Origin of the sequence: Treponema sp. OMZ 855 (assembly GCF_024181145.1) — a bacterium.
Classification (GTDB): domain Bacteria; phylum Spirochaetota; class Spirochaetia; order Treponematales; family Treponemataceae; genus Treponema.
On sequence record NZ_CP051194.1, the window covers coordinates 17,580 to 40,546 of the forward strand.

A 22,967-nucleotide genomic window follows, 5' to 3' on the forward strand; every position below is an offset into this window, starting at 1 on the left:
GCTATGAATACCGAAAAAACGGCGGAACGGCTTCTTTCCGCACTGGAAAAAGCGATTAAAGGGAAGAAGGATGTTCTCCGTCTTTTTATTACCGCATATCTGACCGGCGGGCATGTTCTTTTAGAGGATGTGCCGGGCGTCGGAAAAACCACACTGGTAAAAACATTCGCAGCGCTCATCGAAAAAGACGGGCAGCCGGCGCGGTTCAGGCGTATCCAATGCACCCCCGACCTTTTGCCCTACGACATCACCGGCGTGGAAGTCTTTAATGCAGGGCTGAATACCTTTGAATTTATGGAAGGCCCGGTGTTCGCGGATATCCTGCTTGCGGATGAGCTGAACCGTACCCCGCCGAAGGTACAGTCCGCCTTGCTGGAAGCGATGGCTGAGCGGCAGGTAACTGCCGGTACGGTAACCCGTCCGTTAAGTCCTTACTTTTTTACGGCGGCTACGCAAAACCCTGTGGAAAGTTTAGGTACCTATCCGCTTCCCGCCGCTCAGTTAGACCGATTCAGTATATGCCTGTCGATCGGCTATCCCGATGAAGAAGCGGAAACCGAATTGCTGCATGAACAAAAACACCTTCGCGCTGCAGAACCGGAGCCGGTTACGCCGGTTGTTTCCATACAAGATATCGCGGCCTCGCGGGAAGAACAGCGGCAGGTATTTGTGCATCCCGTACTCGAAAAGATAATCGCTCGAATCGGAAAAGAGACCCGTGCCCATCCTGCGTTTAAGCTCGGCACATCTCCCCGCGCCGGTTTGCATTTGCTGTACCTCGCCCGCACCTTTGCGCTTGTCAACGGACGCAATTGGGTGGAGGACGGAGATATCCGCACACTTAGTTCCCTCGTACTTGCGCACCGGTGTTTGATAAAAACCGGCGACGGCTCGGCTTCGGAACTCATCAGCGGCATTACCGAAGCGGTTATCCGCACTGCCGACAAACAAACGGATTGGACAAAACCGGCTGAGGCACAATAAGGCATGATGCGGCTACGGATTACGAGGCACGGCGCAGTATACACTGTGATGGGCGTGCTGCTTTTAATAAGCGGCTTGCTCCGCGGAGAGCTTTTAAGCGCGGTATGCGGCGGGTTACTCACGCTCTATGCAGGTTTCGCTGCCGCCGCTGTAGCTATTACCGCCCTGTGTTGGAAATCGGAAGAACCTGATTTTGCCTCAGACGGCGGCAGCTTTACGGTTATTCCCGCCCGTTTCAAAACCGTGCAGTCAGAATCTGCGAAGACCTTCCCGCACTGTGTTCCCGGAACCGCAGCCTTTTATACCATTGAGTTTTCACTATCGCCTGAACCTATCACAGAGACGTTCGTAACTGTTTCCATCCCCTTGCAGGGAATACAAACAAAATATCATCCCAAAAATCTGCCTCGCGGGCGGTATTTTTATAAACGGCAGTATCTCAATATCCGGGACTTTGCCGGTTTTTTTGCCGCGGTATATATGCAGCCGCCTTGTCTGTCCGTACCCTACATTGTAGTACAGCCGGTGATTCCGCCGCAAAAAACGATATTTCCCGATCTCCGTTCCCGCGCCGTAAACGACCTTCCGTCGCAAGAGCGCACAAATGAACTCTATGAATCCCGTCCGTATTTTCCCGGCGACGATCCGCGGAAAATTCACTGGAAGCTCTATGCACACACCAATACACTTTCCATAAAGCTCGGCGCTTTTGAACCGCCGCCGGTCAAGCGCTTAACGATATATATAGAAGAACCGGTATGTATGAAAAAAAAAGAACAGGCTTGGGTTGCCTCCGTGTTTGACGCCTTTATCGGCCGCCTTTCCGGCGTGATTATAGAGCTGCTTAATGCCGGTATCCAATGTTCTCTTCTATTATATGATTATTCCCAACAGTCCTTACAGCGGTACGAGATAACGGAAGAAGCGTCCACCGCTGCTTCGCAGATACAAAATCTGCTTGCCATACCGGCGCTCCGTGCTTCACCGGAAGCGCTTCCCGACGCGGCGGCAGTCTTTCAGGCAGTGCCGGACGGCGGGGGACTGTTATACTGTTACGTTCCCTCTGTGAATGCAACTCAGTCTGTGGTAGGCACTCCTACTCTTGGAATCGCAGCTTCCCAAAATACTGCCGCTTACCGGAAAATCACCGCTTACAGCCGGAGCGGCGTTGAAACATTTTTTTGCCTTGCCGTGCCGCCGGTATCGGAAGAACATACGCCGCTCGATGAGCGAGCGCATCGTGTTCTTAGTCGGAGGGGGATACACCGGCTGCTGTATGCTTCTGCCGCTTCCGCACGGCAGGATGCTTTTTATCGAAAGGTACAGGAAGCTGCCGAACGGGAACTCCGTATCTTTACCGCAGGAAATTGCCATGCAGAACTACTCTAAACCTGCCGCCGTGCTCCGTATCTGTTCACTCCTGCTGCTTCTTTCGGTACCGTACCGCTATCTTGCCGGTATTCTGCCCGCAGCGGCGCTGCCGGTATGGGGACTTTGCTGCACGGCGGTAATTCACTTTCTGCATAGAAAGGGAATTCGTGCGGAAGCGGCAGCGATTATCGGCTTTTCCGCCGCGCTGCTTATCCCTGCATGTGTCCTCGGCTTGCTCGCGCTGATACCGCAGCTTATTGCAGATACCCTCTTTTTGCGCATCAAGCTGATATTCGGCTTACTTGCGCTCACCGCCTTCATTAGCGTTACCTCAACAGTGCTGTTTATTTCTACCGAACGGTGGCGGCGTTATGAACCGCTTGCTGCTATTCTCGTGTTCTCCCTGCTGTTTTTTCCGCAGCAACACTATCGCCTGACAGCCTTTTCCAATCCGCTCTTTGCGGCGGGCTTTGCCGGTGTTTTCATGCTGCTTCAAACAGCCTTGCTCTGCATTCCTTTTTTAAAACGCAGACGGTTCGCAGCGTTTGCACTTATCTTTATCGGTTTAACGGCGGTTCTGCTCGTGCTCCTTATCAGGACATTTAATAAAGGCTCCGTCGGCAATAACGGCGGACTGCTCGAACAAAAGCTTTTCGAGTTCGATTTTTCTCAGTTTCTGCAGTTGCAGGATGAGGTAAAAATGAACACCAATCTGGTGATGGTGGTGCATGTTGATCAGGAATATGATTCACACTTGTTCCGCCGTATGTACCTGTCGGGCTGGAGTCCGCAAAAAGGTTTTTACGAAAAGTCGGCGCCCGGCGAACCGGAGCAGCCGCTGCGGATTACTCAGCAACCTACGGAACTTCTGCATCAGTCTTTCCTGTGCCGCGAGCGGGTCAGTCAGGAAATATTTACCGTCAACCTCGATCCCGACTCCCTTGTCGCGCTTGATTATCCGCTGTCGGTAACGCCGTATACGGTTTGGGACACCGTGAGTTTTAAAGGCGCTTACAAGGCGGAAAGCGAGGTACTACACGGCGTGCCGCTCGACCTTATTACGGCGGAGCCTCCGTCGGGAAATCCGGCAGAAGGGCTGTCGGCGGAAGCCTTGCGTTTTTATACGGCCGTAGATTCCGGCACAAAGGCGCTGCTCTTTCCTATCGCGGAATCGGTTACAGCTCCCTTTGCGCTCTACTATGATAAGGTCTACGCCTTGCTCGAGTATTTCCGCGAGGGCGAGTATCGGTATTCGCTTTGTCCCGGGCAGGCTCCCGACGGCGATCAGCTCCGGTATTTTGTAACCGAATCGAAAAAAGGCTATTGCTCGTACTTTGCCTTTGCGTACTGTCTCATGCTCCGCAGTCTCGGCATTCCTGCGCGGCTTGCCGCCGGTTTTTTTCTACAGCCTGAATCGGGTATCCTCAATTATTATCCGGTACGAGCGAATATGGCTCATGCGTGGGTGGAAGTCTTTTTCCCGTATCTCGGCTGGGTGGACATAGACCCGACCACCGAACAGCTTGCGGACGGTGAATCGCTCGATTTTTCTTTTCAGGCAGGCGGGGATCAATTTACGCAGCTCCTTGACGAAATCCTATTAAACCGCTCGGCGCTCCGTATTAGGCACGGCGGAACGCTTTCGGCGGCAGAAGCCCAAACCGTTGCTCAGCGTGTTTCGCAGTTCTTCAAAATGCACCGCGGAATACTGCTCTGCATTGCTGTGCTCGTTGCGATTCTCCTGTATGGTGCGTTCCGCGCCTATCCGTATCTGATTATCAGGTGGTCAGGAAATAATCGGAAAATCATTCTCACGCTGAAACGGCTGCACAAGCATCCGAGCGAGGCTTTTTACGCACTCACTCAAAAAGCAAAGTTTGCCCCCTCCTGTACCGGCGAAGATGTTGCGATTGCAAAGCAGCTCTACCGCTCGGAGAAAAAGCAGGGAAAAAAGGCTTGGAAGCGAAGTCGGAGGAACGGCAAATGAAAGCGCAATACCGAAAATACCGGCAGACCGATAGACATCATAACGGCCATGCATCACGGAACGGGCTGCTCCTCGTGTTGTTTTTGTTTCTATTACCATTGTACCTCTTCCCTGCATCGAGCACATCGAACGCTGATGAGCTGCTGCAAAAAGCGGACGCGGCGGTGCAAGCGGAAAACTGGGATACCGCTGCTGCGCTGCTCGAAGAAGGTATCGTGCGATACCCGACAAATGAGCTTTTCCAACTCAAACTCGGCGATATGTATTTTAGCAACGGACTGTACGAACCCGCATACCGCCGCTTCACCGAAGGCCTGCGTATCAACCGATACAACATCAAACTCCTGTACGGTGCAGCGAGCGCAGCGGCGGCGTTGAATAAAGCAGAAGAGGCGCGCGGTCTTTTGCACGAATATCTTTCGTATAATCCTACCGATATTTTCGGATGGTCAACGTATGGCTGGCTCTGCTTTAAAACACACCGAACCGATGAAGGGATTAAAGCGATGCTCGATGCCCGCAGCAGCTACGGCGATGACGGTTGTATTGCAAACGCGCTCGGAAATCTGTACGGCGAACTCTTCGACTATCGGAATGCGGCGCTCTATTATCGGAAAGGCATTGAACTCGCACTGCAAAACGATTCGCTGTACTCGGCTTCGGTGTATTCCTACAACAAGGCAATCTTGGAAACCGAATTTTATCATTTTGATCAAGCTGAAGAAGACGCCCGCAATGCTTCCGACTATTTTTCGCGCTCATCGGGATATTTGATTCTCGGAGAGCTTGAAGAGCGGAAAAATAATTTTGACCGTGCGATTGCCTATTATGCGCAATCGACAAAAGATAATTATACGCCGCTGCCGCTGATCAATCTTGCAAAAATCTATCTGCGGATGGGGCATTGGGAGCAAGCGGAACGCTATATTACACAAATCGAGCGGGTTACCGACTATTCGTGGATTGCGAACTTCGGGATGAGTACCGCGCAGTTTTATACCGAACTGTACGGCCTGTATCAGACGTTATATGAAAAAAAATATGCGGCGGAAAAGATACGGATACCTGAAAGCGCCAAGGATTTTTTTGTCCGTTCTAAAAATCTTACAAAGTATTCCGCTTTGATTCGATATTATCGAGCGGCTTTTAGTATACATAATTTGAAATTGGCAAAGGAGTACACGATAGCGGATACGGACGGCAATACGCACGGGTTGTATAAAAACAGCTTCTATTATCGGGCATTTCAATCGGTACCGTTTAAGGCGCGGCGGTATTTACGCCGTGCGGAGGTGCTGGAAACGTCGGTTATTCCGCAGGCACGTCCGTCATACATTGCCGAAAAAGGTATCCTGCTCCGCGATGAACAACTGTTGCGGGAAGCGCTGGATGCCCTTGACCCGGTGTGGGAGAAAGAACTGCGGGAACAAGCTGCTGCGACGCTGATACTCTGCACAAGAAACACTGAACTGAAAACAGCGCTCTATCAAGAGCTGCTGCAAAGCAATCCCGCCTGCTTTCCGGAACATTGGATACGGTTGCCGGTTACGCTGACCTGTACCGGTGCAGACGAACGGCTCAGCAAACGAAGCGAGAAACGCCTTGCCGCCGCTTTAAACAAATCGTTATTTACGGTTTCCGAATACGCGCCGTTTTCCGTCACGGCAGTATGTACCGAAAGCGGCATCCGGCTCAGTCTTATCGGCCAAGACGGCAGTATCTATTTCCGCTATGAACATCCCGCTCCCGTTATCGATAAACATGCGGCAGCTGCCTGCGTCAACCGTTTTGCTGAGCGACTGTTTAGAGTTGTGGTGAGGTGAGGTACAAATTAATAATTAAGAATTAATTGCGTATCAGAATTTCAAAAAATGCACTAGATAGCCTCCAGTACATACCTTAACAGATTATCACAGCACCACATTACGAATCAATAACCTCTAACTGTAAGAGTAAAGGTAAGACGCGCAAGACCATGTTACGGCTGGCTTGCAAACGGCTTGCCTTGTCATCAATCAGAAAAGCCGATTGTATCGGTTGTTTTTGAGCGGTTGAACAGGTTTTTGTGGTCGTCTGTTTAATCGCTTAAAACGCGAGACGGATAGCCATAAGCTCCGGAAGCACGTAGGGAAGACCACAAATCAGCCTTACGTGCTTTTTTTTGCCCTAATCGCAGGGTTGGAGGATAACAGTATGACATACGTTAAGAGGGTACGGGTGTTTACAGTAGCAAACCATTGGGAATTAGAAAAACATGTTAATCAATTCCTTTTAGAAGAGATGGCGCGAGGTTTCCACATCATCGATATCCAATATCAGATTACATGTACGCGGCAGGATCACACCGTCTATTCCTGCATGGTGTACTACAGCGAACCTGTAGAGGAATAGCAGCATGACAAATAAAGCGGCGTTAAAAGCAATTACAGAAGATGCGGTAATCCGCGAGGTAAAAGCCGTAATCGAATTAACCGGCCTTGCAATCCAGCGGATAAATACCGGAGCTTTTGCAATCGGTACCGGTAAAGCCCGCCGCTTTATCCGCACAGCAAATAAAGGAACACTCGATTTTGAAGGTTACGATAACCGCGGGCGGTTCGTCGGTATCGAGTGCAAGCGTCCGGTTGGCGGGCGTTTATCGGCAGAGCAAAAATACAGAATTAACGACATAAACAAAAAAGGCGGCGTTGCATTCGTGGTAACGAGTGGAGCAGCCGCATTACAGCAGCTGAAAAATGCGGGCTGTATATAACAAACAAGGAGGACTTTATGGCAGTCATTGTAGCAGTAATGGGAGAAAGCGGAACGGGTAAATCAACCAGTTTACGCAATTTCAAGCAAGGGGAAGCATCGGTAGTTAATGTATCGAAAAAGCCGCTTCCTTTTCGCAACACGTTATCAGTTTTAAAAACGGATAACTATCAAGACATTCAAACAATACTTACGCGGGCGCAGGCAAGAAGTATCGTTATAGACGACGCGCAATACCTAATGGCTTTTGAGTATATGCACCGTGCAAAAGAAAAAGGTTTTGAAAAGTTCACCGATATCGGAGCTAACTTTTTTAACCTGACACAAACAGCCGTTGCGCTTCCTGATGATAAGATTATCTATTTTCTTTTCCATATCGAACGAACAAAAGACGGGAATGAAAAGTGTAAAACGATTGGGCAACTGCTTGATGAGAAAATCACCCTTGAAGGTCTTTTTACCATCGTTTTAAAAACAGTCGTTCTATTAGACGGAAACAATCAGCGGCAGTTCTGTTTTGCAACAGTAAACAATGGTAGCGACACGGTAAAAACACCGATGGGGATGTTTACGGAGCCGCTTATTCCGAACGATTTGAAAGCGATTGATACGGTTATCCGTGAATATTACGGAATGCCTGAAAATATTTTCACGCCGCCGCATTCCAATACCACGCAGCAAGAAGCAAATCAGAGAAATGCACAAAACAAAGGTTTACCGCCGCAAAGCTCTAACAAGCAGCAACCTTCTATTTTAAGCTTCGCCAAACCACATGCAGAGACGGTCTAACATTCGTACCACAAGGAGATATAAGAGCATGAAGAAAAAAGATGATTTTATTTTTGATGAGAGATTCCATGTATACCGGCTAAACGGCGAAATCATTCCATCCGTTACAAAAATTATCCGCACTGTTGCAGGGAAAGATTTATCACATATTCCCCCTGAAATTTTAAAGAAGGCAGCGGAGCGCGGTACGGCAATTCATAAAGAAATTGAAACAGGGGAGATTCAATCTGCTGAAGCAAAATGGATTGAACAAAACATCGTCCGTGCATCCTGCCAATTTGAACAGCAGTTTTATCATACCGTGGATGATTTTACCTATGCAGGAACTGCTGACATTGTTGCAAGCGATACGCTTTTTGATATTAAAACACAGAAAGAAACGGACATCTTGAGCTGGGCGCTCCAACTGAACCTGTACAATCTCTTTTTCAAAAAGAAGTATTTAAAGGTCTTGCATACGCCGAATACCGGTAATTTTTCAGTTGTCGATATTCCGCTTTTATCAATGCAGCAGCTACAAGAAGTCTTTATCGCCTATGTGCAAGGTGTCCGATTACGGGAGGATTTTATGAATACACGGGAAGATAAAAAAGAAGTTGTCGAAATACCGCCGCTTGATCTCAATCTTACGGTTGTTGAACAGAATATCGGTACACTGAATACAAACGCCGCACAGCTATTAGAACGAGTTAAAGAGCGTCTCGCATTTTATTCGATAGACCGCTATAGCGGCGAAAACATTGCAGCGGCAAAAAAGGATAAGGCAGAGTTAAACAACGCGGCACAAATGCTCAATGCAGAACGCATCCGCATTGAAAAAGAATTTATGAAGCCGATCGAAACATTTAAAGCAACAGTTTCAGAAACGATAAGTCTTATCAAAGAATGCTCGGCAAATATTGATGTAATTGTCAAAGAGGTTGAGCAAAAAGAAAAAGATAATAAGAAAGCGATCATTATCGAATATTTTGAATCGCTTCATTTCTCACTTGTTGATTTTGATATGCTGTTTAATCCGAAGTGGCTTAATAAAACGACAAAGCTCAAAGATATTCAAGACGAGATACAAGGGCGGATTGAAAAGATACAAGCAGATTTAAGCGTTCTTGACCGTATCGGAGAAGCGGAAGCGAAGCAATATTATTTATCAACGCTGAACCTCGATGCGGCTCTTGCAAAAGTGGATGAAATCAAAGCGAGCAGGGAACGGCTTGCTGCTCTTGAAAAAGCGAGGGTAGAACAAAATAAAATGCAAGAGTTATCCGAAAAAGAGCGGCTTGATATGGAAGCGGCCGGAGAAGAAATCCCCTTGATATATGATGCTTGTTGTCCCCCTTTGCAGAATTATCTCTCTCCGGCACAGACAGAAACGCCGCAAGGAAGAGAAGAAAAGTTACAAGTTACCTTTACGGTAATCGGAACGGCAGATCAGTTAGTTGCCCTTCAAACGTATATGGAAAATGCACAGCTGCGCTATACATTTCAATAGGAGGATAAGAATATGTTTAATGATTATCAGGTCGATGAGAATTATTTTAACAACAATTTCAAAGCAGGTGAATGGGAATGCACCATCACCAAAGTAGAAGAAAAAATATCAAAGAAGAATAATCCGATGCTCGCTCTTTCGTTTGCGATTGATGAGCAAGGGACGCTGTATTACTACATTGTCGATGATGTAAGCTCCGAAGACGCATGGAGACGGCGTAATCAAAACTTAACTCGCTTTTTTGATTGTTTTTCAATCCAGCGTGGAGACTTTAATTATAACTCATGGATTGGGAAAAGAGGCATTATCAAAATCGACAAGCGCGCTCCGAATGAGAATGGAGAACAAAAAGGTTTTGAAGTAAAAGCCTTAATCGTACCGCAACAAATGCAGCAAAACAATAATAACGGAGCTTATCCGCAGCAAAGAAATACAACGCCTAATCACCCTACATACCCTCAACAAGGACAGTCGCGCCCACATCCGCAAGGACAGAGCGCGGCGGCGACTAATGGATATCAAAGCTATAATCAAACACCCCCGCAAAACGGTTATCAGCAAAGACCTTCGGCGTATCAAGGAACGGTGCCGCAGGATACACAGCCTGCTACTACCGATCCTGAAAATTTTGACAATATACCGTTTTAACTGAAGGAACCGCAAGTATGAAAAGCATCACGGTAACGCTGCATAGAGTTTTTAATAAAGGGCATCTCTGCTTTGAACTTCCCAACAATCTCGTAGATAAGGAAGGGATAAAACAAATCCTTTCTTATTGCCGCGATAAGAAAAACGATTATGTCAGCGTTACCCTGACGCCTCCGCGTCGGCCGCGTAGTACGGGAGATCATTCGCAAAATCATCATCTAAACGGGCATATCATGCAAATATGCGCGGACACCGGCAACGATTACGAAACGGTAAAGGCGAAGGTTAAAATGATCGCCTGCGAAAGTTTTGGCTATCCGTATACCGAGTTCCAGGGCGTAATCGTTCCGCAAGGTGAATCAAAAGCGAGTACGGAGGAATGCGCGTATCTAATAGAAGCAGCACATTTATTAGCCGCTGATTTAGGCATTATCCTAAAAGAGGAATAAAAGATGACAGAGCAGCAAGAAAAACAGCGCCGCTATGCACTGGCAAAAAGCGGCGGGGTATGTGAAGTATGCGGGCAGCGCCCTTTATCTGGAGCGTTGCAAGGGGCGCACCGGATCGGAAACACAAAATCAAACCGTGCGAAATACGGCGATTTTATTATCGACCATATTTTAAATATCGGCATGACGTGTAGCTTGCGGTGCAACGGTGCGCTTGACATTAGCCGAAACGAGGGCGCTTGTATTGCGCTTTGTAAAGCGATTTACGAGCGGGAGGCGCTCAAATATCAAACGGGTAGACAGTAGGCAGCTTCCGTTATTGTTCGATATTCCGTACTACAGCGAAGCGCAAACAGACAATCAAAGATTTATGAATATGCAAAAACGCTACATCATAGATAACGATACAAAAGCGCTTGCCGATATGTACCGGCTCGGTGTGAGAGTTGCGCTTAAAATGATTAACAAGTTTGCTGGATCGAACCGGCACCTTCAAAGCCTTGCGCGGATGGAGCGGAGCGAGAAAGCGCATAGCGCCTCAAGCTACATTATCGAACAGTACTTAAAGCGGCCGACGTTCTACATAAAAAAAAGCTATACGGCATACCTGTATAAAAGAGTTCAGTACGAACTTTTTTATCATCGGAAAATCGACGCAGCGATTATCTACTGCGATATGACAAACGCGCTTTATTCATAGCGAGGGGGAATGTATGACACAGGCTTATTTAATTGCATATCGTGATGATGCGATACGGCAAATGAATTATTTCCATGAAGATAAGAATATGTACACCTTCTGGCGGAATGTGTATCGGCACTATCAAAATAAAATCGCAGAAATGCGCCATGCTGCATTCTTCGTTCGTAATGAAGAATGCAGAAGGATTTAACGACTCCGTAAGCGGGTTATAAAACAAATAGTACACGCCGGATGAGACGGCGAGGAGGTGTGTTATGGAAAAGGTCGCATTGCAAACACTTAACGGCGGTGCGGTGATCGACTTGTTCAATGCAGAGTATGAAAAACTACTTGCAAACGTGAACGATGAGAATACCAAGCCGGAAGCAGCGCGAAGTATCAAAATTGAGTTGAAAGTAAAACCGGAAAAGACGCGGCGAGTAGCAACCGTACATATATCGGTTACGTCTAGTCTCGCTCCGATTAAACCGGCGGAAACGGTCATCTTCTTTGATACCGACAATGGGGAGCTTGCCGCTTTTGAAGATGATCCGAAGCAGCAATCGCTCGATTTTAAAGCTGGCACAGTAGCTGCCATAGGAGGTTAAACGTATGGATTTTGGAAAAGAAGCAATCGAAAAGATTGAACAGCTGGTAAAAGACAGCTATGCCGTACAGGTGGATGGTAAAACATACAGTGCGCAGGATTTAGAACCTGTACTGTATGAGCCTAAGGCGGCTGCTATCAATGTTTCAACACTTACAGGGTTTGTTGATTTTATCGAGAGGAATATTGATGATCTCGATTTTGAAAATTATTACACTGCTGTTGTTGACGATCCTGAAAAAGTTATGTTGTGCTCTGCTCTTTCGGGAGAAAAGAGGGCTCGAGAGGTGCTTGTAAACGCGAGGCTTGATAGTTACATGCAGACTTTCCCGTTTGGACAGTTTATGCCGCAAGAAGAATTTATCATCAGGTTGCATTCACTGTTTGAAAGAAAAGCGGGCGATGACTTTGATTACGTTGCGCTGATGGTTTCAAAAATAGTGCAAGCTGACACCGCCGATACGGATGATGACGGTATTACGCAGCATGTAACCGTCAAAAGAGGCATGAGCGGTGCCTTGAAAGAAAAGGGAGAGATAAAGCCGATTGTTCGTCTTTCTCCGTATCGAACATTCAGAGAAATTGCGCAGCCTGAAAGTCAATTTTTATTGCGTATCAGAACTGGTGATAACGGAGCGGTACAAGCTGCGTTATTCGAGGCTGACGGCGGAGCATGGCGTAATGAAGCGCGTTTACAGATTGCCGCATACTTGAAAGAACATATCAAAGTATCGGTGATTGCTTAACACCTTTACTCCCTGCTGCTTTTATATCGGCGGGGAGTATTTCAAAATAAGTGAATGGATACGAATAAATGGAACGGATACTACTCTATCATGATTCATTTCAAAATTGGAAAGCGCACTACATAGAAAAAGCACAGCTCGTATTATCCGATTTACCGTACCAGCTTGGAGCGAACGCATACGGTTCTAATCCAAGTTGGTACATCGGCGGGGATAATAAAAACGGAGAAAGTAAAAACGCGCGATCTTCATTTTTTGACACCGATAGCAAGGCGGGTTTTAGAATCGCTGAATTTTTCCACTTTTGCAACAACCTTTTAATCAAAGAACCGAAAGCAAAAGGAAAGGCACCATGTATGATGTTGTTTTGCGCGTTTGAACAGCAATTTGAATTGATTGAAGCGGCAAAGCAGTACGGGTTTAACAATTATATCAATTTGGTATTTCGGAAGAATTTTTCCGCGCAAGTATTAAAAGCGAATATGCGTATTGTCGGTAATTGTGAATACGGGCTCATTTTTTATCGGGATAAACTGCCTAAATTCAATAATAACGGCAAGATGATTTTTAATTGCATGGACTTTGAGCGCGATACAGCAACGCCGAAAATCCACCCGACGCAAAAACCACTTAAATTACTGGAACATTTAATCCGCACCTTTACCGACATAAACGATGTCGTAATCGATCCGTGCGCCGGAAGCGGTACAACATTACTCGCCTGTAAAAACCTCGGACGGAAAGGATATGGCTTTGAAATAAAACGAGAGTATGTAAAAGGCTTTTATGAAAAGCTTTTGCCGCTTGCGCAAGGAGACCTCTTTATTCAAGCAGAATTAGAACGGCAAGAAAAAGAAAAGCAAGCGCGACGTGCAGCAGCGTTAATCAATGCGTAAACAATAAAATAATGGAGCTTCAATATGGCGGAAAGTTTTATCTTTTATGAAACCTTTGCAAAACAATTAAAACTATTAGACAAAGAATTGCGCTATCGGTTTTATGAAGCGATTATTGAATACGGGCTTTATGGTACAGCGCCTGATTTCACGGGGCTTGAGGCGTGCGCATGGCTTCCAATACAAGAAGCTATCGACAATGCCAAAGCCCGCCGCATAAAAAACACCGAAGACGGGAAAAAAGGCGGACGGCCTGAAATACCGCAAGAAATACAACAGGCAGTCTGTGAAGATTTACAAGCAGGGATGACGCAAAAAGAAACCGCTGAAAAACATGGAGTATCGCAGCAAGTCGTATCAAAAATTAAAAAAGAGGTTTATGGTACCACGTACTATAAACCCTCATCGAATACCACAAACCTTGATGTAGATGTAGATGTAGATGTTAATGGTGATGTTAATGAAATAGTATCCCCGCCGGAAGAACCGGACGGGGATGTAAACCCTTCGCCTGTTAAAAAAACACAAATAATTCCGGAACAAGCGGAGCGTTTAGCACACCTACTCTATGACCTACACCGGCAGTCAGACCCTCATTTTACTACCAGTCAAAAGCATATTGAGCAATGGGCGAAAGACATAGAAAAGCTCAACCGCATTGATAAACGCAGCTATGAAGACATTGAAAAAGTAATCCTCTGGGCAAAAACGGCGGATAATTTCTGGTGCCCAAATATCATATCCGGTTCAAAATTGCGAAAAAAATACCCGCAGGTATTTTTACAAATGCAGCAGCAATACGCCCGCTCCCCACCTGAAGGGAAAAACAAGCGGTTTGACTACAACGTAACCGGCGCTCAAGAAGAGATGCCGTTTTAAGCTCAAGGAGGAATTATGCGCACGTGTGAAATAAAGCAAGCAAAAAACTATATTCCGCGCTTTCGCGGCAGAGAGGAAACCTTTCACTGCGAAAAACATGGGGATGTACAGGTAATGCACCTAGACGGATCGACCAAGCCGCCCGAATGCCCTGAGTGTATGCAAGAGCGGGAAGAACAAAAAAAACGGGAAAAGTTTGAAGAACAGCGAATAAAGTGCCTGCTGAAAATCGGGATTCGAGACAAGTATTTTAACGAAAGCTTCAGCAGCTACAAGCCAGTAAATGAAAAAGCGGCGCAGTATCTTCACGACCTTTATGAACTTGCCAAAAATCCGCGCGATACGTTTGTTTTGATGTATGGGAACGGCGGAACAGGTAAAAGCCATCTTGCAAGTTCGGCGGTGATACTCAACAACGGAATATATACGACATGGGAGCTTTTAGACCTAAGACTTCGATCAACGTATAACAGCTATGCAGCAAAGAAAACAGAATATCAGATGACGATGTATTTCTGTACCATTCCGTTTCTTGTTATCGACGAAATCGATAAGGGTAAAAACGAAGATGCAAAGATGCGCTGTTTATCGCTTATTTGCCGCGAACGGTATGAGCGCAATCGCCCGCTCTGGCTTGCGGGTAATTGTAATTACGAGTGGGTAAAAACAATGCTTGACAGTTCTGTTATTGACCGACTGAAAGAAAAGGGGAAATCGTTCAATTTCTTCTGGGAAAGCTACCGGCCGAAGCTGCGGGAAGCGGAAGCGATTTAAAGTGGAGGAGAAAAAAATGACCATCGAAGAAATGAAAGCAAAAGGCTATACGCTATATGCGGCGTTTATTAAAAAGCACATTGTTACAAAGGAAGTTGAAGTATGGACTGAGGATTGGGACGATGCCCTTGCAATATTAGAAGAGACAGCCAAAGCATTACCAAATTCAGCTTTTGAAAACGAGGAAACACCTGATATTCAGCAGCTTGCACGTAGTGTAGAACCACTGCCTTTTATTGCTACCGCACAATCAACGGTAACGGATTACAACGAAGATTTTTACAAAAGCGGGGAGGAATAAATCATGGAGATTAAAATAAAAATAGAAGGGAAAAGAGTTATTTGTGATGTGTCTGACAAGAAATGTGTAAAGCGTCCCTGTTTTGCTCCGCACCGCTATATCCATTACGGTCGCAGTATTGCTGGTGAAGATTGCAGTTATCAAGACAAAAAATATTCTTGCAGTACGAGAAATTATCATGGATGTCCTGACAAAGCGCTTTAAAGAGGGAGGAAGGAAAAATGGTAAGCAAACAAAAATACAATGAAATTTTTAAGCTAAAAGATATGCTTGAAAAAGCAAAGATACCTTTTGATTTTAGCGAACTGCACGGCGGTTTTCATATCGTATATCCATGCTCTGATGGCGCGGTCTGCTCTGTCATTGAGCATGACTTTAGCTATGGTCGTCGGAAGGATTTACTTGAAATACAAGGTCTTATGACTGAAAAGGAAAGACTTGACACAGACGATGATGTGCTTGGGTTTTTAACTGCGCAAGATGTATTTAACCGTATTGAAAAGCACTATAAAAATGAGGAGGCATAAATCATGGAATTTGACAAATCACGTGTATTTTCCGCAGTTAATGCGGATGAATTGAAGGTGGGGAGTAAATGTATTTTTGCGAATACGGTGCAAGATTTGAAAGCATTTGTTAAAACGAAGAGCCCAGCAACATTGACCAGCATAGGAGATGAAAGTTCACCCAAACGCTTTATGGGTTCATATGGATATGCTGAAGTAGCTTACTTATTTGCCTATCTCATCGAACCTCCCGCCGAACCCAAGTACCTGCCTTTCGCAAGCAATAAAAAAGCGATGGAAGCAATTATGAAACACTGTGGGTGGGTAAAACATAAAAATGAACAATATTCTTTTATAACAGCCATAGATATAGGAGAAGAAGATGGGTATGAAATAAAGATAGATGATGATTGGTTTTCGGCAGATGAGCTTTTAAAAAACTATGTCTTTGCCGACGACGGCTCCCCCTGCGGGGAATTGGTGGAGGAGTAAATGAAAATAAAGACTGATTTAATGATTATTGACAATAATGCTAAATATGTTTGTGAAAGAAAACTCAAAGTAAAGCCTATTCTTCACTATTATGGATATGGAGAAATTCCCAATGATGAACGACAATATACAGAGATTAAAGCATCTTGTCCTGTCTGCAGGGCTACTGGAGTGCGCGCTAATTTAGCAGGTGGAGCTAGAGAATTTAAATGCTGCCCAATTTGCGGAATAAATCTTGATTGGAGAGTTTATCTTAAAAAAGAAAAAAAACTGCGTCGTAAAATAGAGCTGTGGAGAACACAATTCAAAAAAACAAAAGGTAAGTAAATGACCTACTTATCAGTCTGCTCCGGTATAGAAGCGGTAAGCGTTGCATGGGAACCGTTAGCATTTACGCCTATCGGTTTTGCAGAAATAGAAAAATTCCCTTGCGAATTGTTGAAGCAAAAATACCCGAACGTAAAAAATTATGGAGACATAACACAATATGAGAAATGGAACGCAGGACAATTTGACATTCTGGCCGGAGGAACACCTTGCCAGTCTTTCAGTATTGCCGGGAAACGAGGCGGAACCGCTGACGAGCGAGGCGCTCTCATGTATGCCTATTTGGGAATTGTGGAAACATATCGCCCCCGCTGGGTTATATGGGAAAACGTCCCCGGCGTATTGTCATCGAACAGCGGATATGATTTTGCATCGTTCCTTGCCGGATTGGAAGAATGCGGGTATGGGTGGGCGTACAGGGTGCTTGACGCTCAGTATTTCGGAGTACCCCAGCGCCGCCGTCGAGTCTTTGTTATCGGACATTCTGATAACAGGGCAGACCTTGCCGCAGAAGTATTATTTAAGCCGGAAAGCATGTGCGGGAATATTGCGACGGGCAGCGAAACACAAAAGAAAACTACCGCCGCTATTGGAAAAGGCGTTAACTATTTCCGTCGCGGAGGAAACTTCAAATATCACAAAGATAAGAAAGCCGCAACATTAAGAAGTAGTGCATCGTCTGATTGTTTCGATTTAGTTTTAGCAAGAGAAAAAAGATATATACGCCGCCTTACCCCGCTTGAGTGCGAACGGTTACAAGGCTTCCCAGACAATTATACACAGATTGAATGGCGCGGAAAAACTGCTGAACAATGCCCCGACAGTTTACGATATAAGGCAATCGGCAACAGTATGGCAGTCCCTGTCATGCGCTGGATCGGAGAAAGGATTAAAAGGATAAAGGGGTAAATAAATCTAAAAACATCCTAAAAATCGCCTTGAGCATGACTATAAGGGTATGGCATACAATGTTTTATCCGCTCAAAAAGCATTTCATAAATCCGAAATTCCGAAGGGGTAGGCATGGGCGGTAGAAAGAAAAAGCATTACAAAAGACAAGAACTACTTGAAGCGATAAAAAATTCGGGAGGCATAATTACAACGATAGCCCTCGCTCTTGGCTGCGATTGGCATACGGCAAAGGCGAATATAGACCGGCACGAAGAAACACGGGAAGCGTATAGAGACGAGCTTGAAACAGGGCTTGACCTTGTAGAGGGTAAGGCGTTCGAGCAAGCGCGGGGCGGAGACGGAGCAATGATCCGCTTTATTCTTGCAACCAAAGGACGGGCGCGGGGGTATGGAGACGCCTCGCCGCCTGAAAGCACTGCTCCAGATAACACGTTGAGGATAGAAATAGATGACGCTACCGAGTAGAACCCTTTTTGCAAAAGTATACAATAGCGCATTTAAGGCAATTATGGCGCATAAAAAAGAGCGGTATACGTTTACCGGCGGGCGGGCAAGCTGTAAATCGTCGTTTATCTCGATTTGCATTGTCCTATTGATTGTTATGTTTCCGGACTATAACGCACTCATTATCCGAAAGACCGCCAATACCTTGCGCCGTTCCGTGTTTGAACAGATTGTATGGGCAATTAGGCTTTTAGGTCTTGAGAGCCGTTTCCAGATATCGCGTAGTCAAACCGCTGCCTTGCCGATTATCTACAACCGTGGAGGCGGCATACAGCAGCGGATATTATTTGCAGGCTGCGATGATCCGGAGAAAATCAAATCACTTAAAACAGCATCGGGGTATTTTGCTATTTTGTGGGTAGAGGAAAAGACTGAATTTTCAGAAAGCGAATTGCAGAATATCCGTATATCAGCATTACGCGGCGGCAAGACATTTTATATCTTTGAAAGCTATAACCCACCGAGTGCTACACGGCATTGGTGTAATATCGAAGCGCGCACCCCCGATAGCAACCGCATGGTAATACACACCACCTATCTCGACATACCGGCGACATGGCTGGGAGAAGCAATCCTGCACGATATAGCGCATACAAAAGAGACGAACGAGCGGGCATACCGGAATATCTACCTTGGAGAAGCAACCGGTACCGGCTTAAACGTCTTTGAAAATGTCAAACTACAGCCGATTACAGATGATCAGATAAAAACATTTGATTATATCTATCGCGGCATTGACTGGGGTTATTACCCCGATCCGTTCCAGTATGTAGTAGTCGCATATCAAAAAGCGACGCTCTATGTTTTTGATGAAATGCGACTTTACAAGCACGGAAACATAGAAGCATTCAATGCTTTAAAAGACCACATGAATAACCAGTATGACCGGTACCGGTTCGATACGCGGCAAGAGGGCGAAAAAGACAGAATAGCAATAGAGCGCATTACCGCTGATAGTGCAGAGCCTAAAAGCATTGCAGATTTTAGAGCATTCGGAGCTGATATGCGCGGGGCAATAAAGGGGGCGGGTAGCAGGGACGCGGGTTTTAAGTGGCTGCAAGGTTTAGACGCTATCATCATCGATCCGGTACGGTGTCCGCACGCAGCCGATGAGTTTACCCTCTATGAGTACGAAATAGACAAGCGAAGCGGAGACGTAATGACAGGATACCCAGACGGACAGCCGGACCACTGTATGGACGCGGTGCGGTATGCAATGGAAGCAGTGTACCGGCGAGCGGGGGCGTAAGATGACTATAGGGAGTAGAGACGCACAATGTTTGAAGCGATAAAAGGATTTTTTATGAACATACTGAACCTCTTTAAAAGTTACACCATCAAAGAAGTAACCGGTATCGATACGCATATTTCAAGCGTGATGTACGAACGTATTAAACTCTGGGCAGATATGGCAGCGGGGCAAGCTCCCTGGAACGAGAAAGCCCCGCCGTGCGGCGTTCTTGACCAGATAGCGGGGCGGCTTGCCATGATGGTATTACGTGAAATTGCTATAGAAGTACGAAGCGATGCTATCAAACCGGTGTTAGAGCATTTAGACGCAAATATTGATAAAATCGTTGAGTATATGACGCTTTTAGGCAGCGCTCTTATCCGGCCGATTTACAGCGCGGGTAAACTCCAATATGAAGCACTGCCATTAGGGAACTACTTACCGACAAGCTACGATTTTGATGGCACCCTTATCGGCGCGCTGATATTCAAGCAGATTGTAGACGGCAAGAAGCTGTATTTATTGGTAGAGCAGCACACCTACAAAGAAGGTGCCCATTCGGTTGAATGCACCTTATACCGTAATGACCTCGGAAGTATGCATAAGGTCAGTTTAACCGATTGCCAGCAAACCGCCGACATAACGCCTTCCTATACATGGCAGCACGTGAAGCAGCCAATGATTATTGAGTTTCGCAATCACAGCACCAATAAGATTGACGGCTCAAACGTACCGGTTGCAATTATTGCCGGTTCTGAAAATCTGATCCGAGATGCAGACGAGCAGTACGAGCGAATGAACTGGGAGCAGGAAGGCGGAGAGCTGCGGGTGTTTGCCGACCGCGATATGTTTGAAAAGCGGGTAATACGGGACGGCGGCACGGTTGGGGTGAAAATAACCGGCAGCCTCAATCGGCTTGTTACGATGATAGACGGGGATGGAAGCCCTGACGGCAAGAAGATTACCGAACACGCCCCCGATCTCCGCACCACTTCACAGAATGAAATGTTTCAACAGATATTGCGCCGCATTGAACTTACCTGCAACATCGGCAAGGGAACTATTTCCGATATGGAAAGCGTTCAACAGACAGCGACGCAATATTCAGGCGGCAGGCAGGAACTCTATGCAATCATTGACCGCATAGAAGACGAAATAGAAGTAAAGTACCAGCAATGCGCCGATGTCTTTGCGTATATGGCAGCCGCATACGGCTTAGGCAGCAATGATAGCCATATTACCGTTACATGGAACGACGATGCTACGCGGAAAGATATTGAGCGAGCAAAGATAACTAAAATCAACGAAATAAACGCCGGCATTTGCGATAAATGGGAGTATCGGCGGGACTTTTTCGGAGAAGATGAACTAACGGCTAAAGCGAATGTACCGATTGAACCGATACAATCCAGTCCGTTTGATTTAGCGTAAAGGGACTACCCCCATGCTCTCACCCCGCTACCTTGCCGGTCTTTCGGATGACCTTATCGAAATTTATTCACAACTTGAAATCGACATACTACGCGATATGGCGCGGCGTCTTGCGCGGGTAGGTAAAATCACCGAGGCAACCAAATGGCAAGCACAAGTATTAACAGAGGCGGGCGGATTAAAACAGGATATCGCACGGATATTGCATAAATACGATAAGCGCATTGTTCAAGAGATACAGGAAATCTTTAACGATGCCCTGATAAAAAATGCCCGCGCCGACAATCGCATTTTTGCCGAAGCGACCGGCCGCACCATAAGCGATAACAACGCGCAGATGATGCTTGCGACAATGAAAAAAACGCATGAAGATTTATCACGTCTTACCCTTACCAGCGCCGAGGTAACGAATAAAACCTTTCTCAAACAGGCAAACAATGCGTATATGCAAGTAACAAGCGGCGCGTTCGATTACGATACGGCAATGAAGATGGCCGCAAATGAAATAGCGAAAAACGGCGTAACAACAATGATAACCTATACAAACAATGCCAAGCCCGTAAGACGCAGCCTTGAAAGTGCCGTTCGCATGAATATCCTAACCGGTGTTAATCAAACCGCTTCACAGCAAACGATGAATAACTGCGAAGCGCTCGACTGCGATTTAGTAGAGGTTACCGCGCATCTAGGAGCGAGACCGGAGCATGAAGAGTGGCAAGGCAAGGTATACAGCGTAAGCGGCAAAAGCGAAAAATACCCGCCGTTTAGTATATGCGGCTATGGAGAGGCGGACGGTATCTGCGGTATCAACTGCCGACATTCCTTTTATCCGTATTTTGAAGGGATGGAAAAACACTACAGCCAAGACGATTTAGACGAAATGAGTAAGGAGACGGTAGACTACAACGGCAAAAGCTATAGCCGTTATGAAGGGGAACAGCAGTTACGGCATATTGAACGGACGATACGGCACTACAAAAAAGAAGCCGCAACACAGGATGCAATGGGAATTGATAACACCGCCGCCCGCCGTAAAATCGGCGAATGGCAGGCAAAGGCGCGAGACTTTACCGAGCAAACCGGTATTAGGCGCGACCGTGCAAGAGAGTATATCGGTATGCCGAACGGAGAAAAACAGCCAAAAGCGTTGAAACCGCAAGTAGTGCACACATTTACACAATCCCAGCCGGTCAATCAAACGGTTGTCCAAAAGATAGCGGACATGAACGCCAAAGCCGATACCTTCTATGTTGCAAGCAGCAGCTTAGATAATCTTGTTGCAAAAGCACAGCATACGCAAACAATGACAGCCCTACAAAAAACGCGGCCGGTAGAAGGAACGGATTTAGCAGGGAGATTATTTGTTAAACGAGACCTCAAAGATATAAACGAGGTATTAAAAGCGCAAGGATTTGACGGCAAGCCAACCGTACTTAATAAAACCGAATTTCTAAAGGCAGTAAAAGATGATACCTTTATAGCGCAACGGACATACACGGCACCAAGCAAAGAGAAACTCGATGAGTATATCAATATGTTGCGAAGCGGCGATTTTTATGTCGATTGTAGAACAGGCGGCAGGGCGCATGGAAAAGGGATGTATGCAGCGGCGGATTATACAAAAGGTAAAGATTTGCGCCGTGTTATTGACGAGATGATGCATTACCAAAACATTGGAGCAAGTCAACGCGGGGAGCATTACACCATGACCGAAACACTAACAATAGATCCGAGCGCACGGATCATTGATGAAGCGAATGTCGTAAATGAATTTATTTACCGATATACGCAAGAGCTAAAGGCTCAAGGCTATTCAACAAGAGAAATAAACGATAAAATCATCAGTAACGGCTGGAGGAATCGTGATAAAGGCGTTCTTGCCTCACTTATGGGATATGACGTAATACGAGCAATCCCAAGTCCGTTCCGTGCTGATTACATGGTTATATTAAACCGTACAAAACTCATTTTACTAGGAGGAAACGAATGAGCAACGAAAATCATATAGGCATAAGATATTCAAAAGACGGCGACATTGAAACATACGACACACGGACGGGGAAAACAACGGGACATATCTCAACAATGGGAAATATGATAGAAGAAACGCAGGAAGATAGAGAGCGCTACGAAAAAGAATGGGAAGAGGCAATGAAAAAGCACGGCTATGTATACCACCGTCGACGGACAAAATAGCAAAGCTCAAAAACA

Annotated in this window: 29 protein-coding genes; all 29 read left to right on the forward strand. The window is 46.1% G+C overall.

Annotated features, from left to right (window positions below; translation table 11 throughout):
* The first annotated feature begins 3 nt into the window (after positions 1–3).
* The 29 genes from E4N65_RS00065 (at position 4) to E4N65_RS00205 (ending at position 22,952) form a co-directional block, all read left to right on the forward strand.
* On the forward strand, positions 4–984 hold the full coding sequence (locus tag E4N65_RS00065) for an AAA family ATPase (RefSeq protein WP_253673420.1): 981 nt from the start codon (positions 4–6) through the stop codon (positions 982–984).
* Between the two features lie 3 nt (positions 985–987).
* Positions 988–2,373 carry a DUF58 domain-containing protein gene (locus tag E4N65_RS00070; RefSeq protein ID WP_253673422.1) on the forward strand — a complete coding sequence of 462 codons (1,386 nt, stop codon included), beginning with the start codon at positions 988–990 and terminating at the stop codon, positions 2,371–2,373.
* Positions 2,374–3,121: 748 nt separating this feature from the next.
* Positions 3,122–4,342, forward strand: a complete 1,221-nt coding sequence (locus E4N65_RS00075) for a transglutaminase-like domain-containing protein (RefSeq protein WP_253674839.1) — start codon at positions 3,122–3,124, stop codon at positions 4,340–4,342.
* A complete protein-coding gene (locus E4N65_RS00080; protein ID WP_253673424.1) occupies positions 4,339–6,165 on the forward strand; it encodes a tetratricopeptide repeat protein in 1,827 nt (608 codons plus the stop codon). Before E4N65_RS00075 ends, E4N65_RS00080 begins: the two co-directional genes overlap by 4 nt.
* A gap of 370 nt (positions 6,166–6,535) precedes the next feature.
* Positions 6,536–6,733: a sporulation protein Cse60 gene (locus E4N65_RS00085; RefSeq protein WP_253673426.1), complete on the forward strand. Its 198-nt coding sequence runs from the start codon at positions 6,536–6,538 to the stop codon at positions 6,731–6,733.
* A gap of 4 nt (positions 6,734–6,737) precedes the next feature.
* Positions 6,738–7,094: a VRR-NUC domain-containing protein gene (locus tag E4N65_RS00090; protein WP_253673428.1), complete on the forward strand. Its 357-nt coding sequence runs from the start codon at positions 6,738–6,740 to the stop codon at positions 7,092–7,094.
* Positions 7,095–7,111: 17 nt separating this feature from the next.
* On the forward strand, positions 7,112–7,882 hold the full coding sequence (locus tag E4N65_RS00095) for a DEAD/DEAH box helicase family protein (RefSeq protein ID WP_253673430.1): 771 nt from the start codon (positions 7,112–7,114) through the stop codon (positions 7,880–7,882).
* Between the two features lie 28 nt (positions 7,883–7,910).
* Positions 7,911–9,371 carry a DUF1351 domain-containing protein gene (locus E4N65_RS00100; protein ID WP_253673432.1) on the forward strand — a complete coding sequence of 487 codons (1,461 nt, stop codon included), beginning with the start codon at positions 7,911–7,913 and terminating at the stop codon, positions 9,369–9,371.
* Positions 9,372–9,383: 12 nt separating this feature from the next.
* Entirely contained in the window at positions 9,384–10,019 is a 636-nt protein-coding gene (locus E4N65_RS00105; protein ID WP_253673434.1) for a hypothetical protein, read from the forward strand.
* A 17-nt stretch (positions 10,020–10,036) separates the two neighbouring features.
* A complete protein-coding gene (locus E4N65_RS00110; RefSeq protein WP_253673436.1) occupies positions 10,037–10,468 on the forward strand; it encodes a hypothetical protein in 432 nt (143 codons plus the stop codon).
* Positions 10,469–10,471: 3 nt separating this feature from the next.
* Positions 10,472–10,774 carry a hypothetical protein gene (locus E4N65_RS00115; RefSeq protein ID WP_253673439.1) on the forward strand — a complete coding sequence of 101 codons (303 nt, stop codon included), beginning with the start codon at positions 10,472–10,474 and terminating at the stop codon, positions 10,772–10,774.
* Positions 10,775–10,838: 64 nt separating this feature from the next.
* The gene (locus tag E4N65_RS00120; protein WP_215904696.1) at positions 10,839–11,168 is read left to right on the forward strand and encodes a hypothetical protein; all 330 of its coding nucleotides are present in this window, start codon (positions 10,839–10,841) and stop codon (positions 11,166–11,168) included.
* A 13-nt stretch (positions 11,169–11,181) separates the two neighbouring features.
* Positions 11,182–11,361 (forward strand): hypothetical protein, encoded by a 180-nt coding sequence (locus E4N65_RS00125; protein ID WP_253673441.1) that lies wholly within the window; start codon positions 11,182–11,184, stop codon positions 11,359–11,361.
* A gap of 64 nt (positions 11,362–11,425) precedes the next feature.
* On the forward strand, positions 11,426–11,758 hold the full coding sequence (locus tag E4N65_RS00130; RefSeq protein ID WP_016519243.1) for a hypothetical protein: 333 nt from the start codon (positions 11,426–11,428) through the stop codon (positions 11,756–11,758).
* Positions 11,759–11,762: 4 nt separating this feature from the next.
* Entirely contained in the window at positions 11,763–12,503 is a 741-nt protein-coding gene (locus E4N65_RS00135) for a hypothetical protein (RefSeq protein ID WP_253673443.1), read from the forward strand.
* Positions 12,504–12,571: 68 nt separating this feature from the next.
* Complete coding sequence (locus tag E4N65_RS00140) at positions 12,572–13,399, forward strand: DNA-methyltransferase (protein ID WP_253673445.1); 828 nt, start codon at positions 12,572–12,574, stop codon at positions 13,397–13,399.
* 24 nt (positions 13,400–13,423) lie between these two features.
* Complete coding sequence (locus E4N65_RS00145) at positions 13,424–14,278, forward strand: DUF6291 domain-containing protein (protein WP_253673447.1); 855 nt, start codon at positions 13,424–13,426, stop codon at positions 14,276–14,278.
* A gap of 15 nt (positions 14,279–14,293) precedes the next feature.
* A complete protein-coding gene (locus tag E4N65_RS00150) occupies positions 14,294–15,052 on the forward strand; it encodes a P-loop NTPase family protein (protein ID WP_253673449.1) in 759 nt (252 codons plus the stop codon).
* Between the two features lie 16 nt (positions 15,053–15,068).
* The gene (locus tag E4N65_RS00155; RefSeq protein ID WP_253673451.1) at positions 15,069–15,353 is read left to right on the forward strand and encodes a hypothetical protein; all 285 of its coding nucleotides are present in this window, start codon (positions 15,069–15,071) and stop codon (positions 15,351–15,353) included.
* A 3-nt stretch (positions 15,354–15,356) separates the two neighbouring features.
* Positions 15,357–15,557 carry a hypothetical protein gene (locus E4N65_RS00160; protein WP_253673453.1) on the forward strand — a complete coding sequence of 67 codons (201 nt, stop codon included), beginning with the start codon at positions 15,357–15,359 and terminating at the stop codon, positions 15,555–15,557.
* Between the two features lie 17 nt (positions 15,558–15,574).
* The gene (locus E4N65_RS00165; protein ID WP_253673455.1) at positions 15,575–15,880 is read left to right on the forward strand and encodes a hypothetical protein; all 306 of its coding nucleotides are present in this window, start codon (positions 15,575–15,577) and stop codon (positions 15,878–15,880) included.
* Positions 15,881–15,883: 3 nt separating this feature from the next.
* Positions 15,884–16,351, forward strand: coding sequence for a hypothetical protein (locus E4N65_RS00170; protein ID WP_253673456.1), 468 nt, complete (start codon positions 15,884–15,886; stop codon positions 16,349–16,351).
* Positions 16,352–16,678: a hypothetical protein gene (locus E4N65_RS00175; protein WP_044013417.1), complete on the forward strand. Its 327-nt coding sequence runs from the start codon at positions 16,352–16,354 to the stop codon at positions 16,676–16,678.
* The gene (locus E4N65_RS00180; protein ID WP_253673457.1) at positions 16,679–17,587 is read left to right on the forward strand and encodes a DNA cytosine methyltransferase; all 909 of its coding nucleotides are present in this window, start codon (positions 16,679–16,681) and stop codon (positions 17,585–17,587) included.
* A 114-nt stretch (positions 17,588–17,701) separates the two neighbouring features.
* Positions 17,702–18,055, forward strand: a complete 354-nt coding sequence (locus tag E4N65_RS00185) for a hypothetical protein (protein ID WP_253673458.1) — start codon at positions 17,702–17,704, stop codon at positions 18,053–18,055.
* Positions 18,039–19,343 (forward strand): PBSX family phage terminase large subunit, encoded by a 1,305-nt coding sequence (locus tag E4N65_RS00190; protein WP_253673459.1) that lies wholly within the window; start codon positions 18,039–18,041, stop codon positions 19,341–19,343. The genes E4N65_RS00185 and E4N65_RS00190 overlap by 17 nt, the downstream gene beginning before the upstream one ends.
* Before the next feature lie 54 nt (positions 19,344–19,397).
* Complete coding sequence (locus E4N65_RS00195; protein ID WP_253673460.1) at positions 19,398–20,756, forward strand: phage portal protein; 1,359 nt, start codon at positions 19,398–19,400, stop codon at positions 20,754–20,756.
* Positions 20,757–20,769: 13 nt separating this feature from the next.
* On the forward strand, positions 20,770–22,746 hold the full coding sequence (locus E4N65_RS00200) for a phage minor capsid protein (RefSeq protein WP_253673461.1): 1,977 nt from the start codon (positions 20,770–20,772) through the stop codon (positions 22,744–22,746).
* Positions 22,743–22,952 (forward strand): hypothetical protein, encoded by a 210-nt coding sequence (locus E4N65_RS00205; protein WP_044016808.1) that lies wholly within the window; start codon positions 22,743–22,745, stop codon positions 22,950–22,952. The genes E4N65_RS00200 and E4N65_RS00205 overlap by 4 nt, the downstream gene beginning before the upstream one ends.
* The last annotated feature ends 15 nt before the right edge of the window (positions 22,953–22,967 follow it).

Excerpts from the sequence above, each read along its gene's own strand:
- E4N65_RS00065 (WP_253673420.1), top strand. The coding sequence starts at position 4 with ATGAATACCGAAAAAACGGCGGAACGGCTTCTTTCCGCACTGGAAAAA.
- E4N65_RS00070 (WP_253673422.1), top strand. The coding sequence starts at position 988 with ATGATGCGGCTACGGATTACGAGGCACGGCGCAGTATACACTGTGATG.
- E4N65_RS00075 (WP_253674839.1), top strand. The coding sequence starts at position 3,122 with ATGTACCTGTCGGGCTGGAGTCCGCAAAAAGGTTTTTACGAAAAGTCG.
- E4N65_RS00080 (WP_253673424.1), top strand. The coding sequence starts at position 4,339 with ATGAAAGCGCAATACCGAAAATACCGGCAGACCGATAGACATCATAAC.
- E4N65_RS00085 (WP_253673426.1), top strand. The coding sequence starts at position 6,536 with ATGACATACGTTAAGAGGGTACGGGTGTTTACAGTAGCAAACCATTGG.
- E4N65_RS00090 (WP_253673428.1), top strand. The coding sequence starts at position 6,738 with ATGACAAATAAAGCGGCGTTAAAAGCAATTACAGAAGATGCGGTAATC.
- E4N65_RS00095 (WP_253673430.1), top strand. The coding sequence starts at position 7,112 with ATGGCAGTCATTGTAGCAGTAATGGGAGAAAGCGGAACGGGTAAATCA.
- E4N65_RS00100 (WP_253673432.1), top strand. The coding sequence starts at position 7,911 with ATGAAGAAAAAAGATGATTTTATTTTTGATGAGAGATTCCATGTATAC.
- E4N65_RS00105 (WP_253673434.1), top strand. The coding sequence starts at position 9,384 with ATGTTTAATGATTATCAGGTCGATGAGAATTATTTTAACAACAATTTC.
- E4N65_RS00110 (WP_253673436.1), top strand. The coding sequence starts at position 10,037 with ATGAAAAGCATCACGGTAACGCTGCATAGAGTTTTTAATAAAGGGCAT.
- E4N65_RS00115 (WP_253673439.1), top strand. The coding sequence starts at position 10,472 with ATGACAGAGCAGCAAGAAAAACAGCGCCGCTATGCACTGGCAAAAAGC.
- E4N65_RS00120 (WP_215904696.1), top strand. The coding sequence starts at position 10,839 with ATGAATATGCAAAAACGCTACATCATAGATAACGATACAAAAGCGCTT.
- E4N65_RS00125 (WP_253673441.1), top strand. The coding sequence starts at position 11,182 with ATGACACAGGCTTATTTAATTGCATATCGTGATGATGCGATACGGCAA.
- E4N65_RS00130 (WP_016519243.1), top strand. The coding sequence starts at position 11,426 with ATGGAAAAGGTCGCATTGCAAACACTTAACGGCGGTGCGGTGATCGAC.
- E4N65_RS00135 (WP_253673443.1), top strand. The coding sequence starts at position 11,763 with ATGGATTTTGGAAAAGAAGCAATCGAAAAGATTGAACAGCTGGTAAAA.
- E4N65_RS00140 (WP_253673445.1), top strand. The coding sequence starts at position 12,572 with ATGGAACGGATACTACTCTATCATGATTCATTTCAAAATTGGAAAGCG.
- E4N65_RS00145 (WP_253673447.1), top strand. The coding sequence starts at position 13,424 with ATGGCGGAAAGTTTTATCTTTTATGAAACCTTTGCAAAACAATTAAAA.
- E4N65_RS00150 (WP_253673449.1), top strand. The coding sequence starts at position 14,294 with ATGCGCACGTGTGAAATAAAGCAAGCAAAAAACTATATTCCGCGCTTT.
- E4N65_RS00155 (WP_253673451.1), top strand. The coding sequence starts at position 15,069 with ATGACCATCGAAGAAATGAAAGCAAAAGGCTATACGCTATATGCGGCG.
- E4N65_RS00160 (WP_253673453.1), top strand. The coding sequence starts at position 15,357 with ATGGAGATTAAAATAAAAATAGAAGGGAAAAGAGTTATTTGTGATGTG.
- E4N65_RS00165 (WP_253673455.1), top strand. The coding sequence starts at position 15,575 with ATGGTAAGCAAACAAAAATACAATGAAATTTTTAAGCTAAAAGATATG.
- E4N65_RS00170 (WP_253673456.1), top strand. The coding sequence starts at position 15,884 with ATGGAATTTGACAAATCACGTGTATTTTCCGCAGTTAATGCGGATGAA.
- E4N65_RS00175 (WP_044013417.1), top strand. The coding sequence starts at position 16,352 with ATGAAAATAAAGACTGATTTAATGATTATTGACAATAATGCTAAATAT.
- E4N65_RS00180 (WP_253673457.1), top strand. The coding sequence starts at position 16,679 with ATGACCTACTTATCAGTCTGCTCCGGTATAGAAGCGGTAAGCGTTGCA.
- E4N65_RS00185 (WP_253673458.1), top strand. The coding sequence starts at position 17,702 with ATGGGCGGTAGAAAGAAAAAGCATTACAAAAGACAAGAACTACTTGAA.
- E4N65_RS00190 (WP_253673459.1), top strand. The coding sequence starts at position 18,039 with ATGACGCTACCGAGTAGAACCCTTTTTGCAAAAGTATACAATAGCGCA.
- E4N65_RS00195 (WP_253673460.1), top strand. The coding sequence starts at position 19,398 with ATGAACATACTGAACCTCTTTAAAAGTTACACCATCAAAGAAGTAACC.
- E4N65_RS00200 (WP_253673461.1), top strand. The coding sequence starts at position 20,770 with ATGCTCTCACCCCGCTACCTTGCCGGTCTTTCGGATGACCTTATCGAA.
- E4N65_RS00205 (WP_044016808.1), top strand. The coding sequence starts at position 22,743 with ATGAGCAACGAAAATCATATAGGCATAAGATATTCAAAAGACGGCGAC.